This is a genomic window from Vibrio sp. PID17_43 (genome assembly GCF_002608565.1).
GTDB lineage: Bacteria > Pseudomonadota > Gammaproteobacteria > Enterobacterales > Vibrionaceae > Vibrio.
Map to the genome: position 1 here is coordinate 24,393 of NZ_LIXM01000032.1, position 14,663 is coordinate 39,055.

Annotated in this window: 13 protein-coding genes, 4 tRNA genes and 1 other annotated feature; of the genes, 11 read left to right on the plus strand and 6 right to left on the minus strand. The window is 45.1% G+C overall.

Features of this window, described 5'->3' with window-relative positions; all coding sequences use genetic code 11:
- Window positions 1-3: 3 nt before the first annotated feature.
- Both AK965_RS18485 and AK965_RS18490 read right to left on the minus strand, forming a co-directional pair.
- A complete protein-coding gene (locus tag AK965_RS18485) occupies window positions 4-1,581 on the minus strand; it encodes an anthranilate synthase component 1 (RefSeq protein WP_099080992.1) in 1,578 nt (525 codons plus the stop codon).
- A 122-nt stretch (window positions 1,582-1,703) separates the two neighbouring features.
- Window positions 1,704-1,807: a sequence feature (Trp leader region), on the minus strand.
- Window positions 1,754-1,879, minus strand: coding sequence for a Trp operon leader peptide (locus tag AK965_RS18490; protein ID WP_099080993.1), 126 nt, complete (start codon window positions 1,877-1,879; stop codon window positions 1,754-1,756). Its footprint overlaps the feature before it by 54 nt.
- Window positions 1,880-1,976: 97 nt before the next feature.
- Between AK965_RS18490 and AK965_RS18495 the strand changes: the two genes are divergently transcribed.
- The 3 genes from AK965_RS18495 to rluB all read left to right on the plus strand — a co-directional run bounded on the left by AK965_RS18495 (window position 1,977) and on the right by rluB (window position 4,793).
- Window positions 1,977-2,855, plus strand: coding sequence for a PHP domain-containing protein (locus AK965_RS18495; protein ID WP_099080994.1), 879 nt, complete (start codon window positions 1,977-1,979; stop codon window positions 2,853-2,855).
- A gap of 35 nt (window positions 2,856-2,890) precedes the next feature.
- On the plus strand, window positions 2,891-3,511 hold the full coding sequence (locus tag AK965_RS18500) for an L-threonylcarbamoyladenylate synthase (RefSeq protein ID WP_099080995.1): 621 nt from the start codon (window positions 2,891-2,893) through the stop codon (window positions 3,509-3,511).
- Between the two features lie 343 nt (window positions 3,512-3,854).
- The gene (gene rluB, locus AK965_RS18505) at window positions 3,855-4,793 is read left to right on the plus strand and encodes a 23S rRNA pseudouridine(2605) synthase RluB (RefSeq protein WP_099080996.1); all 939 of its coding nucleotides are present in this window, start codon (window positions 3,855-3,857) and stop codon (window positions 4,791-4,793) included.
- 160 nt (window positions 4,794-4,953) lie between these two features.
- Here the strand turns inward: rluB and AK965_RS18510 are convergent, their stop codons facing one another.
- Window positions 4,954-5,274: an HI1450 family dsDNA-mimic protein gene (locus tag AK965_RS18510; RefSeq protein ID WP_099080997.1), complete on the minus strand. Its 321-nt coding sequence runs from the start codon at window positions 5,272-5,274 to the stop codon at window positions 4,954-4,956.
- A 2-nt stretch (window positions 5,275-5,276) separates the two neighbouring features.
- On the minus strand, window positions 5,277-5,843 hold the full coding sequence (gene yeiP, locus AK965_RS18515) for an elongation factor P-like protein YeiP (protein WP_099080998.1): 567 nt from the start codon (window positions 5,841-5,843) through the stop codon (window positions 5,277-5,279).
- Between the two features lie 186 nt (window positions 5,844-6,029).
- Between yeiP and AK965_RS18520 the strand changes: the two genes are divergently transcribed.
- A complete protein-coding gene (locus AK965_RS18520) occupies window positions 6,030-6,797 on the plus strand; it encodes a nucleotidyltransferase (RefSeq protein WP_099080999.1) in 768 nt (255 codons plus the stop codon).
- A 50-nt stretch (window positions 6,798-6,847) separates the two neighbouring features.
- Here AK965_RS18520 and AK965_RS18525 read toward each other — a convergent pair whose 3' ends face one another.
- Window positions 6,848-9,211, minus strand: coding sequence for a DNA polymerase II (locus AK965_RS18525; protein ID WP_099081000.1), 2,364 nt, complete (start codon window positions 9,209-9,211; stop codon window positions 6,848-6,850).
- Between the two features lie 431 nt (window positions 9,212-9,642).
- Here AK965_RS18525 and uvrY point away from each other — a divergent pair, with 431 nt between their 5' ends.
- The 7 genes from uvrY (at window position 9,643) to AK965_RS18560 (ending at window position 13,625) form a co-directional block, all read left to right on the plus strand.
- Window positions 9,643-10,287 carry a UvrY/SirA/GacA family response regulator transcription factor gene (gene uvrY, locus AK965_RS18530; protein WP_099081005.1) on the plus strand — a complete coding sequence of 215 codons (645 nt, stop codon included), beginning with the start codon at window positions 9,643-9,645 and terminating at the stop codon, window positions 10,285-10,287.
- A gap of 1 nt (window position 10,288) precedes the next feature.
- Window positions 10,289-12,121 carry an excinuclease ABC subunit UvrC gene (gene uvrC / locus AK965_RS18535; RefSeq protein ID WP_099081001.1) on the plus strand — a complete coding sequence of 611 codons (1,833 nt, stop codon included), beginning with the start codon at window positions 10,289-10,291 and terminating at the stop codon, window positions 12,119-12,121.
- Window positions 12,122-12,167: 46 nt separating this feature from the next.
- A complete protein-coding gene (pgsA, locus tag AK965_RS18540; protein ID WP_099081002.1) occupies window positions 12,168-12,725 on the plus strand; it encodes a CDP-diacylglycerol--glycerol-3-phosphate 3-phosphatidyltransferase in 558 nt (185 codons plus the stop codon).
- 494 nt (window positions 12,726-13,219) lie between these two features.
- A tRNA-Cys gene (locus AK965_RS18545) sits at window positions 13,220-13,293 on the plus strand.
- A gap of 4 nt (window positions 13,294-13,297) precedes the next feature.
- Window positions 13,298-13,373 (plus strand) — tRNA-Gly (locus tag AK965_RS18550).
- A 78-nt stretch (window positions 13,374-13,451) separates the two neighbouring features.
- Window positions 13,452-13,538, plus strand: a tRNA-Leu gene (locus tag AK965_RS18555).
- An 11-nt stretch (window positions 13,539-13,549) separates the two neighbouring features.
- Window positions 13,550-13,625: transfer RNA gene (locus AK965_RS18560), tRNA-Gly, on the plus strand.
- A 226-nt stretch (window positions 13,626-13,851) separates the two neighbouring features.
- Here the strand turns inward: AK965_RS18560 and AK965_RS18565 are convergent.
- Window positions 13,852-14,364: a glycine cleavage system protein R gene (locus AK965_RS18565; protein ID WP_099081003.1), complete on the minus strand. Its 513-nt coding sequence runs from the start codon at window positions 14,362-14,364 to the stop codon at window positions 13,852-13,854.
- Window positions 14,365-14,663: the final 299 nt, after the last annotated feature.

Here is a 14,663-nt window from a genome sequence, read left to right on the forward strand (position 1 = left end):
CCGCTACTCCTTATATGCTGATGGCTGATGAGCCGATTGAATAGCAGAGATGACCGCTTGTGCTTTGCCACGTGTTTCATCCGCTTCTGCCTGTGGATCAGAATCGAACACCACACCTGCACCCGCTTGAACTTGAGCAATGCCGTTTTCCACGTACGCGGAGCGGATCACGATACAAGTATCTAAGGTGCCTTCACCGGTTAGGTAACCCACCGCACCGCCATAACTGCCGCGACGAGCACCTTCTACATCACGAATCAATTGCATTGCGCGAATTTTCGGTGCACCTGTTAGGGTTCCCATGTTCATACATGCTTGGTACGCGTGCAGTGCGTCTAGGTCTTCACGTAGTTGGCCTACCACGCGTGAGACTAAGTGCATCACATGGCTGTAGCGGTCCACTTTAAGTAGGTCTGCCACGTGGCGAGTGCCTGCTTGTGCAATGCGTGCAACGTCGTTGCGCGCGAGATCAACCAGCATCATGTGTTCTGCGTTTTCTTTCATGTCAGTACGCAGTTCAAGTTCGATGCGGCTATCTAGGTCGAAATCGATTTCACCATTCGCCCGTTTTCCACGCCGACGAGTGCCAGCAATTGGATAGATTTCAACTTGGTTGGTGTAGGTTTCGTACTTAAGTGCACTTTCTGGTGATGCTCCAAACAAAGTGAATAACTCATCTTGCATGTAGAACATGTAAGGGCTTGGGTTGCTTTGCTTAAGCTCTTTGTATGCTGCTAGTGGAGAAGGGCAAGGCAGAGTGAATCGACGCGAAGGTACGACTTGGAAAACATCACCTTTCACCACGTACTCTTTTAGGTCACGTACGATTTGACAGAAGTCTAGATCCGCAATATTAGGCTGAGCTTGAACATTCTCAAGTTGCGTCGCACTTGGTAGCAGTTTCGGAGCAATGCATAGCGTACTGATTTCTTCAATCCTCGCTTCGAGTGCTGATTTTTGAGAATTGTCCACAAACAAGGTTGCTTGTAAATGACAAGATTCCGTTTGATGGTCAACGACTAACAGAGTTTCAGCAACGTAGAAAACGTAATCTGGGCATTGGTTTGTTGCTTCTGCATGACCAAGTGGTTCGAAGTTGGCGACTAAGTCGTAGGCAAACAAACCGCCAAGGAAAATCGCGTTTTTGTCTTGTTCAGAGATATCGAAGCTGTGTTGCACCAAACGAAGTGCATCGAATGACGACGCTTCACGAAGGCGAGAGTCTTCATCAAGCGTGTCACACGGTTGAGTGAATTTGAGGGTTAGTATCTTGCCATCGAATTCACTGGTCACGTCACCACGCACGTTGTGGCTTAGATGCGTAAGTAGGTTTTTGCCGTTACCTGTCAGGGCTTGCATGTTCACTGTGTGACCGTAGCAAACGATGCGCACTGCTGAGTCGACAATCAAAAGCGATTTAAGATCCTGCTTTGAGTCAATTTCAGCTGATTCCAGCAATAAGCTGTCCGTTTTGTTCTCGCATAAGGTGTGGAACAAGCGAGTCGGATCTTGAGTATAAGGGACGGAAGCCGATAGTACATTAAGCTGTCCAAGCTTTTGAATTTCAATGGTCTTATTCACAAGACCTCCTTATAACTGTTTACATCATCCTTTTACACATACTCACATAAAGCTGACTGACACCCAATCAAATCTTGTGCGGATTGAAAGGATAAAGTGACGAATGTGAGATAGACGACAAAATAAAAAAGCCCGCTGAAGTAGCGGGCTTTGTGACATGCGTTTTTCTACACTAGAAGTACACGTTGGCCCACCAAGAACTTGTCCAAGTGCGCCACCAAGCAAGATCAGTCGGATTCATCTGATTAGGATGTTCCAAAACTTTCGCTTTCTGCTTGTGGTTAAATTCTTGTAACATAGTGAGCCTTACATTAGGTACTTAGTATTTGCGTACTAGTTAACTAGTGCAAGGTTGGAAAGTCAACCCCAAAACAGGATTAAAACGACAAAAAAAGATGAGAATTGATTTACATAGCCACACTACTGCATCCGATGGTCGATTTGAACCGCAAGATCTGGTGGATAGGGCCCTGAGTTTTGATATCGAGGTTTTGGCGATCACGGATCATGATACGGTTGATGGCTTAGCTCCGGCCAAGCAATACGTTGAAGATAACCATCTCCCGATCACCATTATTAATGGTATCGAGATTTCGACCGTTTGGCAGAACAAAGATATCCATATCGTTGGTTTGAATATTGATCCTGAAAACGCGGCTTTGAATGCTCTTATCCAGCAGCAGAAACAGCATCGCGTTAGCCGTTCACAATTGATCGCAGATCGTTTACAAAAAGCTACGCGTGAAGGGGTGCTAGAAGAAGTTCAGCAAATTGCAGGAGATGCGCCAATCACACGTGCGCACTTTGCTAAGTGGCTGGTTGAGAATGGTTACGCCAAAAATATGCAAATGGTGTTTAAAAAATTTCTAACGCGTAATAACCCGGGGTATGTTCCACCAAATTGGTGTTCGATGAAAGACGCCGTTGATGCGATTCATGCTGCTGGGGGACAAGCCGTGCTCGCTCATCCTGGGCGTTATCAGCTAACGGCTAAATGGGTGAAACGAGTGTTAACGGCGTTTGTTGAAGCGGGCGGCGATGCGATGGAAGTGGCGCAACCTCAACAAGCGCAACAAGAAAGGCGCAACTTGGCTGATTATGCTATACAATACAAACTATTAGCTTCTCAAGGCAGCGACTTTCACTATCCGTCACCGTGGATGGAATTGGGAAGAAACCTCTGGTTACCCGCGGGCGTAGAACCAGTTTGGAAAGATTGGGGAATTGACCCTTCGTTCGATGTCAACCAAGACGACGAAGTCGAGACTCCATAATATAGAGCCGAGAGGCTCGATAATGAGGAATTACAATGAGCCAGTTTTTTTACGTTCATCCAGAAAACCCACAGGCTCGCTTGATCAATCAAGCAGTAGCAATCATTCGTAGCGGCGGTGTGGTCGTTTACCCAACGGATTCGGGTTACGCGTTAGGCTGTCAATTGGAGAACAAACAGGCGTTAGAACGTATCTGTCAAATCCGTCGATTAGATGACAAGCACAATTTTACTTTACTGTGCCGTGATTTGTCGGAAATTTCTCTGTATGCACGTGTCGACAACTCTGCATTCCGACTACTAAAAAATAATACGCCAGGGCCTTACACCTTTATCTTCAAAGGTACAAAAGAAGTACCGCGTCGTTTGATGAATGCAAAACGTAAGACGATCGGTATTCGTGTTCCAGATAACCGAATTGCATTGGACCTGCTTGAAGCCTTAGGTGAGCCAATGATGTCGACATCGCTAATCCTTCCTGGTAGCGATGTGACAGAGTCGGATCCAGAAGAGATCCGCGATAAACTTGAGCATGCCGTAGACGTTATTCTCAATGGTGGCTACCTTGGCGAGCAGCCGACTACCGTTATCGATTTCAGTGATGATGAACCAGTGGTAGTTCGTGTTGGCTCTGGTGATCCAGCGGCGTTTGAATAAAGTCGAAATGCCCATCAATAGCAAAGGAGGCCACGGAGCCTCCTTTTTGTTTTTTGCTTTTAGGGCGATTGGTTAGCTTAAGATGCATGCTCCGCACTAAATGAGCTTTGCTACGCAACTATTAATGTTATGAGTGATTGGCGAGCATTATAAAGAAAACGATTAACGTATTATGATGCTTTATACGAGGAAAGGAGGGCGAGATTTGAGACGATTTTGTTTACTTTAAATTGGAGAATCTCGTATAATGACCGACCGAAAAAATCCCACTAACGTGGGTATATTGCATAGTGAAGGCCAATTTTGGTCTCGACGTCTGTGAAGACGACACATAGGTAGATAAATGAGCGAAAAGTTACAAAAAGTATTAGCACGTGCAGGCCACGGTTCTCGTCGTGAGATTGAATCGTTGATCAAATCTGGCCGCGTTAGCGTGAACGGCATGGTAGCTAAACTTGGTGAAAGACTAGAGGATGAGAACAGCGTAGTTCGTATCGATGGTCACGTTGTGTCTGCGAAGGCGCAAGAAGAAGTGATCTGTCGCGTATTGGCATACTACAAGCCAGAAGGTGAACTATGTACTCGTCACGACCCTGAAGGTCGTCGCACAGTTTTCGATCGTCTGCCAAAAATTCGTGGCTCTCGTTGGATCTCTGTAGGTCGTCTTGATGCAAACACATCAGGCCTGCTGCTGTTCACGACAGATGGTGAGTTGGCAAACCGCCTAATGCACCCAAGCCGTCAGGTTGAGCGTGAATACCTTGTTCGTGTTTTCGGCGAAGTGACAGAACAGAAAGTAAAGAATCTTGTTCGAGGCGTTGAACTAGAAGATGGTATGGCTCGATTCGAAGATGTTGTATATGCGGGTGGTGAAGGTATGAACCACACGTTTTATGTCGCTATCAATGAAGGTCGTAACCGTGAAGTTCGTCGTCTATGGGAATCGCAAGATACGACAGTAAGCCGCCTTAAGCGTGTACGTTACGGTGATATTTATCTGGATAAGAAACTGCCTCGCGGTGGTTGGATGGAACTTGATCTTAAAGAAGTTAACTACCTACGTGAATTGGTAGAACTCCGTCCAGAGAAAGAAACGATGATTGATCTTGACAAAGACAACACATCACGTAAACGCGAACGTGCGCGTAGCCAGAAAATTCGTCGTGCGGTTAAGCGTCACGAAGAGCGCGTTAATACACCTAAAGGTCGCAGCAACAACCCTTCTCGTCGTAAGCCGAAGAAGAACGCAGGTGACCAAGGCGCACGTAATAAACATCGTTAATCGATAGCAAAAAATCAGAAAGGCTTGCCCCATTGGCAAGCCTTTTTCTTAGCTGTCGTTCAGAGCTCTCGGGTTATCGTGTTTTCCATCACGCGTAACTTACAGACATAAAAAAAACACCAGCGCGAGGCTGGTATTTTTAATTATGATGAGGAAAACGTTAGTCACGTTTCCAAAGCATATGGCAGAACTTATGTTCTGGGTCTCGACTGATTAGCATACGAGCAAAAACGTCATCAAGTACGTCATTTTCCTCGTTTACTAGGCCGATTCGAACTTCTGCATACACTTCTTTGTCGACTTCGAAGCCAACATGTTCAACCCAGTCATCACCAGTTTCAACAAGTTCTGCGGCACCGCGATCATCAAATTGAGCAGTAAACAGAATGACATCAGCAGGCTCAAGATTGTCTGGAGCCATCTCAAGGAAGATGTCGTACGCAGCGTCGATAACGTCGTCGTAAGAAATCAATTCTGACATGCTTATGCTCGGCTCATGTATTTACGTTCAGCCGTGTTGATAATCACACGGTCACCTGTCGCGATGTATTCTGGAACTTGGATAACAAGGCCAGATGCAAAACGAGCTGGTTTACTACGCGCAGATGCAGAGGCACCTTTGATTGACGGGTCAGTTTCTTCAATCACTAGCTCAACAGAAGATGGCAGTTCGATACCAACAGCAGAGCCGTTGATTAAGATAAGGTGAATACCTTGAGTATCTTCATTGATGAACAGAAGCTCATCTTCAATTTCGTTGTGCTTGAATGTGTATTGTGAGTAGTCTTCGTTATCCATGAAGATGTGCTCATCGCCGTCTGCGTATGAGTACACAACTGCACGTTTGTTCATTTCTACCGTTTCAACCACATCATCAGACTTGTAACGCTCTTCTACGCGAGCACCAGTGTTTAGATCTGTACAACGCATTTTGTAGATTTTAGCGCCGCCACGACCACCAGGAGTCGTTACTTCGATGTCTTTAACTAGAAGAGTTTTACCATTAGACTCGATTGCGAAGCCTTTTTTGATTTCACTTGCCTTTGGCATTGTATTTTCCTATTTACACTTATTAAGCAAAACTTTGTGATTATAGCGCCAAGTTGCTTTTCTGGCATCAAAATTCATCGTTGTTGTTTTGTCATGATAAAACACCTTAATAGGCTTGAATCGAAACCATGGCTGATGGATTATATTGACCATTGTCCGCTTAAATTTAGAGCTGCGTTTCTATCAATGTCTCTCCTTGTAATCGACCCAACACAACCTTTTCAACCTGAATTTGAACCGTTGATCCGAGATGTCCTGATGTGCCTTAAAGGTGGCTTAGGGGCTAACCTTCATAGCGTTTACATCTATGGCAGTGTGGCGCGAAAAAGCGCCATCGTAGGAAAGTCGAACCTTGATATGGTGCTGGTCACGAAGTCGACATTTGAAAGCAATCGCGCCACGTTATTAAATACCATCAAATGGCGTGCACAACAGGGACACCCTCAAGTGAAAGGGGTGTCGATTCGTACTGCTTTGGTGAATGAAGTTGCTAACCTTGACAGTATCTTTACTTGGGGCTTTATGCTGAAACATTGTTGCGTGTGTGTGTACGGTGATGACTTGGCGGACTGCTTTGGTGACTATGTCCCTAGTTGGGAGATCGCTAAGCACTGGAATATGGATGTAGAAGATTGGTTATCGGTATACCGAATCAAGATCGTTCAAGCACCAAGCATAGAAGAGCTAGTCAGTACCCAAATCGTGATTGCGAAGAAGCTGCTCAGAGCTTCTTATTCTCTGGTGATGTACCGTGACAAACGTTGGTTTGATGACCCAATGGAGTGCGGTGAAGTGTTTTTGAAATACCACCCAGAAAAACAACTCGAGATAGATCGTCTCGGCATTTTGCTTTCCGGACGCGCAATCCCAAAGCGCTCGGTGATTGGTTTGCTAGATAGCTTCGGTAACTGGTTAGTGCAGCAGTATCAGAAAACGGAATTTCGCATTGGTTAGCCGACAAGTTATTTGAGCCGCTTCTCTACTTTTATCAGCAAGAAGGTAAACTAGAACAATCCCATCTGAGGCGCTGATAACTGTTCAAAATCAGTACCAATGAACGGCAAAATCGCATCCGCCACAGGTTTCAACTGTTTATCTATGTAGTGTTGGTAATCGAGTGGGCTTCGGCAGTATTCATACGGCTCTGGTCCATTGACCGTAATGACATATTCGACTCTCCCCCGGTTTTGATACTGCAAAGGTCGACCTAGCTTGGCATTGATCTCATCTGCCAAGCGTGCGGCTCGGACTTGAGGGGGGATATTCTTTTGGTACTCATGCAGTTTGCGACGAAGCCGTTTTTGATACACCAACTGCGCGTTGAATTCGCCATTACTGGTTTTCTCGACCATTGTACGTACATAGTCACTGGGATCTTCGCCATGGAAGATCATTTTATATAAGGTGTTTTGGAAATTCTGTGCTAGTGGTGTCCAGTCGGTACGTGCACTTTCAAGACCCTTAAAGACGATACGCTCTTGTTCACCTTCACCAATTAATCCAGCATAGCGTTTTTTCGAACCGGTTTCGGCCCCTCGAATAGTAGGCATCAAGAATTTTCGATAATGGGTTTCGTATTCGATTTCGAGAATCGAGTTGAGATTGTATTCGCGGCGCAGGTATTCGTTCCACCAATGGTTGATGTGCTCGACCAGCTCATTGCCGATTTTGTCGGCTTCGGCCTGGCTGTAGGTGCCATTAAGAGAGACAAAAGTCGAGTCTGTATCACCATAGATAACTTGGTAACCTTGTGCTTCAATTAGCACTTTGGTTTGCTTCATGATCTCATGTCCGCGCATGGTGATACTGGAAGCCAATCGAGTATCAAAAAAGCGACAACCAGAAGACCCTAACACGCCATAGAACGAGTTCATGATGATTTTTATGGCTTGTGAGAAGGCTTTTTCATTGTTCTTTTTTGCTACATCACGTGCCGCCCAGAGATTTTCGATCATCTTGGGCAAGAAGTGTTTAGTTCGATGAAACTGACCGCCTCGAAAGCCGGGAACAGATTGATTATCGAGCTTGCCAATTTCTTGTTGTAAGCCTTCAATTAACCCCAGAGGGTCGATTAAAAAAGAGCGGATAATCGAAGGGTATAGGCTCTTAAAGTCCAACACTAATACTGAGTCGTACAGATTTGGGATGGAGTCCATCACGTAACCACCAGGGCTGGCAATCCAGTTTTCTGGATGCAAGTTTGGTGCGACGTAACCTGCACGATGGATCTGTGGTAGATACAGGTTGGTAAATGCTGCCACAGAGCCCCCGACGCGATCCATTTCCACCCCCGTCAGTCGTGAGCGTTCAATCGCAAAGTCAAGTAGGTGAGTGTGGGCGAAGATTTTGTTAACCAATACACAATCTTGTAGGTTGTACTTGGCAAGAGAAGGCTTATCGCAGCGGTACATGCGATTGATTTCGTCCATGCGGTCATGGACGTTGTGGATTTCTTTTCCTTCTCCTAATAGCTCTTGAGAAACCGACTCTAATGACCAAGACCGAAAGTGATAGGTTGCTGTCTTTAAAGTATCGATGCCGTCGAGAACGACACGCCCGGGAATAGAAATGAAACCTTGTTGGTTTTGCGCTGAGCTACGGAAAAAGCTTGCTTGATCGGCTCGGCCTAATACCAATTTCATACTGTGCCATTCGGCGCGCCTATGCAGTAAGCGAAAGTCAAAGTCGATCACGTTCCAACCTACAATCACATCTGGGTCGAACTGTTTGAACCAAGAAATTAATGTTTCGAGTAACGCTTTTTCATCTTTTACCCACTGAATTGGTGTGTCAGAGGGTTCCGGTTCGCCAATCATGATCACGCGCGAGTCAATTGGACTGTCTAAACCAATCGAGTACAGAATGCCTTTTTCTGAGCATTCTAGATCGAGAGAGACCACATGCAGGTTCGGTTCGTACTCGCCACTGCGGCATTTGGCATTTTGAATGCGTTGAAAGCCATTGAGCGATCGTTGGTTACCTGTAAATTCGATACTTCCTTTGATGAAGCGCTCCATCAAGTATCGGTCTGCTAAGCGCACATCACCTTCAAAATGCACAATATCATTTTGGTTAAGTAAGTCTTGCAGCGCAAAGGCGTCTTTACTGGTCGGGGTATAACAAGCGGCAAGCGGTGTGAGTTCAAAGTTTTTGAGCGCTAGCGGGCGAACTTCAGCCATGATTGAGTTTGCCAGTGCGAGTCTTTTGGTGTGCTCGATGTGTTCTTGTGCGACAAAGAAAACCGGTTTTTCTCCTTGAATCAGTAGTTGAGTCGGCCCACTCTCCGTTGAAAGCCACAGTTCAATCTGAGTTTGGCCTTTGATGTCTCGAGCTTGTCGAGTGAGGAGGAACCCTTGTTGGATGTTCAAAGAGAGAAACCTTATAAATCGCAGCGGGCGTCTATTTTACCACTATGTACAGTAAAGGGCATCGGTAATGCGCGTGTACCTCGGCTTAAGCTAAACTTTAGTACCATTAGGATTTTGTTGTTTTTATTGTGCTCATGAAGTAGCCATTTAAACCGAGGATTGTGTTTTGCTGGGCAATCTGAAGCTTAGTTTCTTGATTTATAGCCGTTTATGTTGTTAATTAAGGCGATAATTAAAGTTGGTTCTGCATACCGCTCCTTCAGGTAATTGAGTGGTCTATGAATAAGTTCTTGCTAAAGTTTGCGTTTCAGCACATATTCAGAGAAAGCAATTTTTTGTCTAATACGTTAGTATATAGATACTCATACTGATATCCACATTTAACCATTGTTATGTGGGTGCAGAGCCAATACAAGTGTGGAGATACAAGTTTGATTAATGTTTTCCTTGTAGATGATCACGAGCTGGTTCGCACAGGGATACGACGTATTATTGAAGACGTCCGTGGAATGAACGTAGCAGGAGAAGCTGACAGCGGTGAAGAAGCAGTAAAATGGTGTCGAAGCAATCATGCCGATGTCGTTTTGATGGATATGAACATGCCAGGCATTGGCGGTTTAGAAGCCACAAAGAAAGTTCTTCGCGTGAATCCTGATGTAAAAATCATCGTTTTAACTGTTCATACGGAAAATCCGTTTCCAACGAAAGTGATGCAGGCAGGGGCTTCTGGTTATCTTACCAAAGGTGCAGGTCCTGACGAAATGGTGAATGCAATTCGTGTGGTTAATAGTGGGCAGCGTTACATCTCCCCAGAGATTGCGCAGCAGATGGCGCTGAGTCAATTCTCACCAGCCTCAGAAAACCCATTTAAAGACCTTTCTGAACGTGAACTGCAGATCATGATGATGATCACCAAAGGCCAGAAAGTAACGGATATTTCTGAACAACTGAATTTAAGTCCAAAAACAGTTAACAGCTACCGCTACCGCCTGTTTAGTAAGTTGGACATTAATGGCGATGTTGAGTTAACACACTTAGCGATTCGCCACGGAATGTTGGACGCCGAGACTCTTTAGTGTGAATCTTTCTTTCGATTCGGCTTCCTTTCTCAAAACAGTAACTCATCAGCCCGGCGTTTATCGAATGTATAACGCCGAGGCGGTGGTTATTTATGTTGGCAAAGCCAAAGATCTTCAAAAGCGCCTCTCGAGCTACTTCCGCAAAAAAGTGGACAGTGAGAAAACGCGCGCCCTCGTCAGTAATATTGCTAAAATTGATGTCACGGTGACCCACACCGAAACGGAAGCGCTCATTTTAGAGCACAACTACATTAAGCAATATCTCCCCAAATACAACGTACTTTTACGTGACGACAAATCCTATCCATATATTTTTATTAGTGGTCATAAACATCCGCGATTGTCTATGCATCGTGGGGCAAAAAAGCGTAAAGGGGAATATTTTGGACCGTATCCAGACTCGGGCGCAGTGCGTGAAACGTTACACCTTTTGCAAAAGATTTTTCCGGTCCGTCAGTGTGAGGATACGGTGTATTCAAATCGAACTCGACCATGTTTGATGTATCAAATTGGCCGTTGTTCCGGACCGTGTGTCAGCACCATTATTTCGGATCAAGAGTATGCCGAGTTGGTGGGTTTTGTTCGTTTGTTTCTGCAAGGAAAAGATAAGCAAGTTCTCGAACAACTGATTAAAAAGATGGAAAACGCAAGCCAGCAACTTCGATTTGAGGATGCCGCTAAGTTTCGAGATCAGATTCAAGCGATCCGACGCGTGCAAGAGCAGCAGTACGTATCGGAAGACAGTATGGATGATATGGATGTCTTAGGCTTTGCCCAAGAGAAGGGCGTGGCTTGTATTCATATTTTGATGATTCGCCAGGGCAAAGTGCTTGGTAGCCGTAGCCATTTTCCTAAGATTCCACACAATACCAGCCAGCAAGAAGTGTTCGATAGTTTCCTAACTCAATACTATTTGAGCCACAATGAAATGCGTACCATTCCTACTCGTATCATTTTGAATCAAGACTTAGGTGAAAATATCGCGCCAATACAACAGGCGCTGAGCGATGTAGCAGGGCGCAAGGTGCATTTCCATACATCACCTTCAGGTTCTCGTGGTCGTTACCTTAAACTCTCTAATACTAACGCTCTGACAGCAATCACGACTAAGATTAATCACAAGATGACGATTAACCAGCGCTTTAAAGCGTTACGGGAAGTGCTGGGTGTGGAATCTATCAGTCGTATGGAATGTTTCGATATCTCGCACACCATGGGTGAAAGTACCATCGCCTCTTGTGTGGTTTTCAACAGCGAAGGCCCGGTTAAACAGGAGTACCGTCGTTATAATATCACCGGCATTACCGGCGGTGACGATTATGCGGCTATGGGACAAGCACTGGAGCGTCGATACTCCAAGCAACTGGATGTGGAAAAAATTCCAGACATTATTTTCATTGATGGTGGTAAAGGGCAGTTGAACCGAGCACATGAGATCATCGCTAGACATTGGGGTGATTGGCCTAAGCGCCCAATTATGATTGGTATCGCCAAAGGTGTGACACGAAAGCCCGGTCTTGAAACCTTAATAACCGTAGATGGTGATGAGTTTAACTTGCCAAGCGATGCACCAGCACTACACCTCATTCAACACATCCGAGATGAGAGCCATAACCACGCCATTGCAGGCCACAGAGCCAAGCGAGGAAAAACGCGAAGAACCAGTGCGTTAGAAGAAATTGAAGGCGTAGGACCCAAACGTCGCCAAGCTTTGCTTAAATATATGGGGGGATTACAGGAGTTGAAGCGTGCAAGTGTCGAAGAAATCGCCAAAGTACCGGGAATTAGCCATTCTTTGGCAGAAATTATTTTTCAAGCATTGAAACAATAAGAAAAATCCCGCAACATTAACACGCAATGTGTAAGAGAATAATAAAATGCCTTTGAATATCCCGAACATTCTGTCTCTACTTAGACTGCTCTTAATCCCAGTTTTCGTGGTTGTCTTCTATCTACCTTACTCTTGGGCCCCGTTTACGGCAGCAATGGTCTTTTGGGTTGCGGGCTTTACCGATTGGTTAGATGGTATGTTAGCGCGCAAGTTAGGCCAAACCTCTCGCTTTGGTGCGTTTATTGATCCAGTTGCGGATAAGGTGCTTGTTGCGACGGCATTGATTCTAATCACCGAACATTATCATTCTATTTGGGTAACGATCCCCGCTGTGACCATGATTGCGCGTGAAATCATTATCTCCGCATTGCGTGAATGGATGGCTGAAATCGGTAAGCGTGCTAGTGTCGCGGTTTCTTGGGTCGGAAAAGTCAAAACCGTTTCACAAATGTTTGCACTTTGGGTTCTGATTTGGCGATACGATGATTGGATGGTTTGGCTAGGCTTTGGTGCACTGTACATCGCTACCTTCCTGACTTATTGGTCAATGGTTCAATACTTAGCGGCGGCAAAAGACGATCTACTCAATGAAGAAAATCATTAATCAGAATTTTCAATAAACACTTATAGAAAGCAGGCTCATCACCTGCTTTTTTATTTTTTGACTCATTATCTGAGCTAGGGGTAAGCAAAGCCTATCAGGGTGACAATAGAGTAAACATCAGCGCATAACAGCTAGAGGATTGTAGGGGTACTTATCTCGAGTGGAGGTTAAGTAACAAATGTGAACTAAATCTAGTTTTAGGCAATTACAACGTTTATGCATGACCAAACTAGGGGTTGTGTATCGTTGGACTGGCGGTGAATGCTATAGTTCAGGATGTTCGGTAGTTCAAAATTCATGATAAACAAGTGTATTTTGGTTTTTAACAGTATTAAAACTAAGCAATTTACCGTCTTTCGCATAATTTATAGTCAAACGATTCAAAAAATTAAAAATAGTGTTGACTCGTTCGTGTGAATCCGTAGAATGCACTCCGTACCCCAGAGAGCTTAGCTTGAAAGGGTGGTGAGTTAAGTTAACTTACTCACTACGAAGGCGCCTTGGCAGAGTGGCCATGCAGCGGATTGCAAATCCGTGGACCTCGGTTCGACTCCGGGAGGCGCCTCCATTTTGCGACACTAGCTCAGTTGGTAGAGCGCAACCTTGCCAAGGTTGAGGTCACGAGTTCGAACCTCGTGTGTCGCTCCAAATTAAAATGATATGGCATTAAGCGGTATCAGATGGTGTTTTACTTTTCAGTAAAGGCATCACAAAGAATATTTGTGTGCCCTGGTGGTGGAATTGGTAGACACAAGGGATTTAAAATCCCTCGACGTTCGCGTTGTGCCGGTTCAAGTCCGGCCCGGGGCACCATCTCAAAATCTGCGACACTAGCTCAGTTGGTAGAGCGCAACCTTGCCAAGGTTGAGGTCACGAGTTCGAACCTCGTGTGTCGCTCCAGATTTAAAGCCCAGCATTTATGTTGGGCTTTTTCATACCTGCAGTTCCTGAATTTCAATTTAAATGAGTATTTGATCGATCTTGATGGTTACAATCGCGGATAGCTTCGTTACAGACTTCAAACGTTCACTTTCTCAATGGACATTGAAGTAATCATCAGTTTACTTGGCTTGAATAGACAAAGAGCAGCGTAAAGCTGCTCTTTTTTATGTGTGAATGCCACCAATTAACTTTCTATGATGACTCGGGTGTCTTCACTGAGTGATTCAAGCTCATTCACCACATCATCAAGTTCAAGTTCACTTGGCAGTCTGATGGCCAGTTTTGCGCTGAATAAACTTGAGCTTATACCACCGCCGCCAGCGATGAATACGCGCTGACAGTCCATATCGAGGATAGAGATCCCTTGGCTATCAAGCACATGAGTGATCTCATTGACGATACCCGCCCGGTCATTGGCATCTAAGCGTAGCTGGAATATCGTTTCTTCACAGTGAGAGTGAGCGCCAGAGTCGACGAACTTCACTACTAGGGTTTGGCAAGCAGAAAACGCGTCTTTTACGGTGTCGACGTTTTCTTCAGGAAGCTCAATTTTGATCACGCCGGCGACTTGATCTTCAATGAAATTAACTTTACTTATCAACCATTTGCCACCATTTTCGTGTGTTACAGCTGCGAGCTGTTTGATGGTTGCAGGTGACGCCTGACCGACGAAATTTACGATAAATACAGTGTTCATAATGTCCCCTCATGGAGTAAGGTTTGGACGCGGCACGCATCTACGCAGCGCTTAAGCTATTGGAATAAGTCCTTTATTTCAGTGTAGGTGTTAGGAAGGGGTTATGTTTGATGAAGGTCAATTTTTCACAGTAATTCGTGAAGCAAATGATGAAAACAGTGTTCTGGGCACAAAAAAAGCAGCCAATTGGCTAATGCCAGTCAGTTAAGCTGACTGGCTTTCTTTTTATTGGGGTATTTCTTTGCCTTTGCTTTTATTGCTCTCGGATATATCCGATCTTCTCGTTTAATGGGCAAGAC

What these genes read in the sequence shown, in the direction of transcription:
- pgsA (WP_099081002.1), top strand. Translation starts at nt 12,168, where the DNA reads ATGCCTTTGAATATCCCGAACATTCTGTCTCTACTTAGACTGCTCTTA.
- yeiP (WP_099080998.1), bottom strand. Translation starts at nt 5,843, where the DNA reads ATGCCAAAGGCAAGTGAAATCAAAAAAGGCTTCGCAATCGAGTCTAAT.
- AK965_RS18495 (WP_099080994.1), top strand. Translation starts at nt 1,977, where the DNA reads ATGAGAATTGATTTACATAGCCACACTACTGCATCCGATGGTCGATTT.
- rluB (WP_099080996.1), top strand. Translation starts at nt 3,855, where the DNA reads ATGAGCGAAAAGTTACAAAAAGTATTAGCACGTGCAGGCCACGGTTCT.
- AK965_RS18565 (WP_099081003.1), bottom strand. Translation starts at nt 14,364, where the DNA reads ATGAACACTGTATTTATCGTAAATTTCGTCGGTCAGGCGTCACCTGCA.
- AK965_RS18520 (WP_099080999.1), top strand. Translation starts at nt 6,030, where the DNA reads ATGTCTCTCCTTGTAATCGACCCAACACAACCTTTTCAACCTGAATTT.
- AK965_RS18490 (WP_099080993.1), bottom strand. Translation starts at nt 1,879, where the DNA reads ATGTTACAAGAATTTAACCACAAGCAGAAAGCGAAAGTTTTGGAACAT.
- AK965_RS18510 (WP_099080997.1), bottom strand. Translation starts at nt 5,274, where the DNA reads ATGTCAGAATTGATTTCTTACGACGACGTTATCGACGCTGCGTACGAC.
- AK965_RS18500 (WP_099080995.1), top strand. Translation starts at nt 2,891, where the DNA reads ATGAGCCAGTTTTTTTACGTTCATCCAGAAAACCCACAGGCTCGCTTG.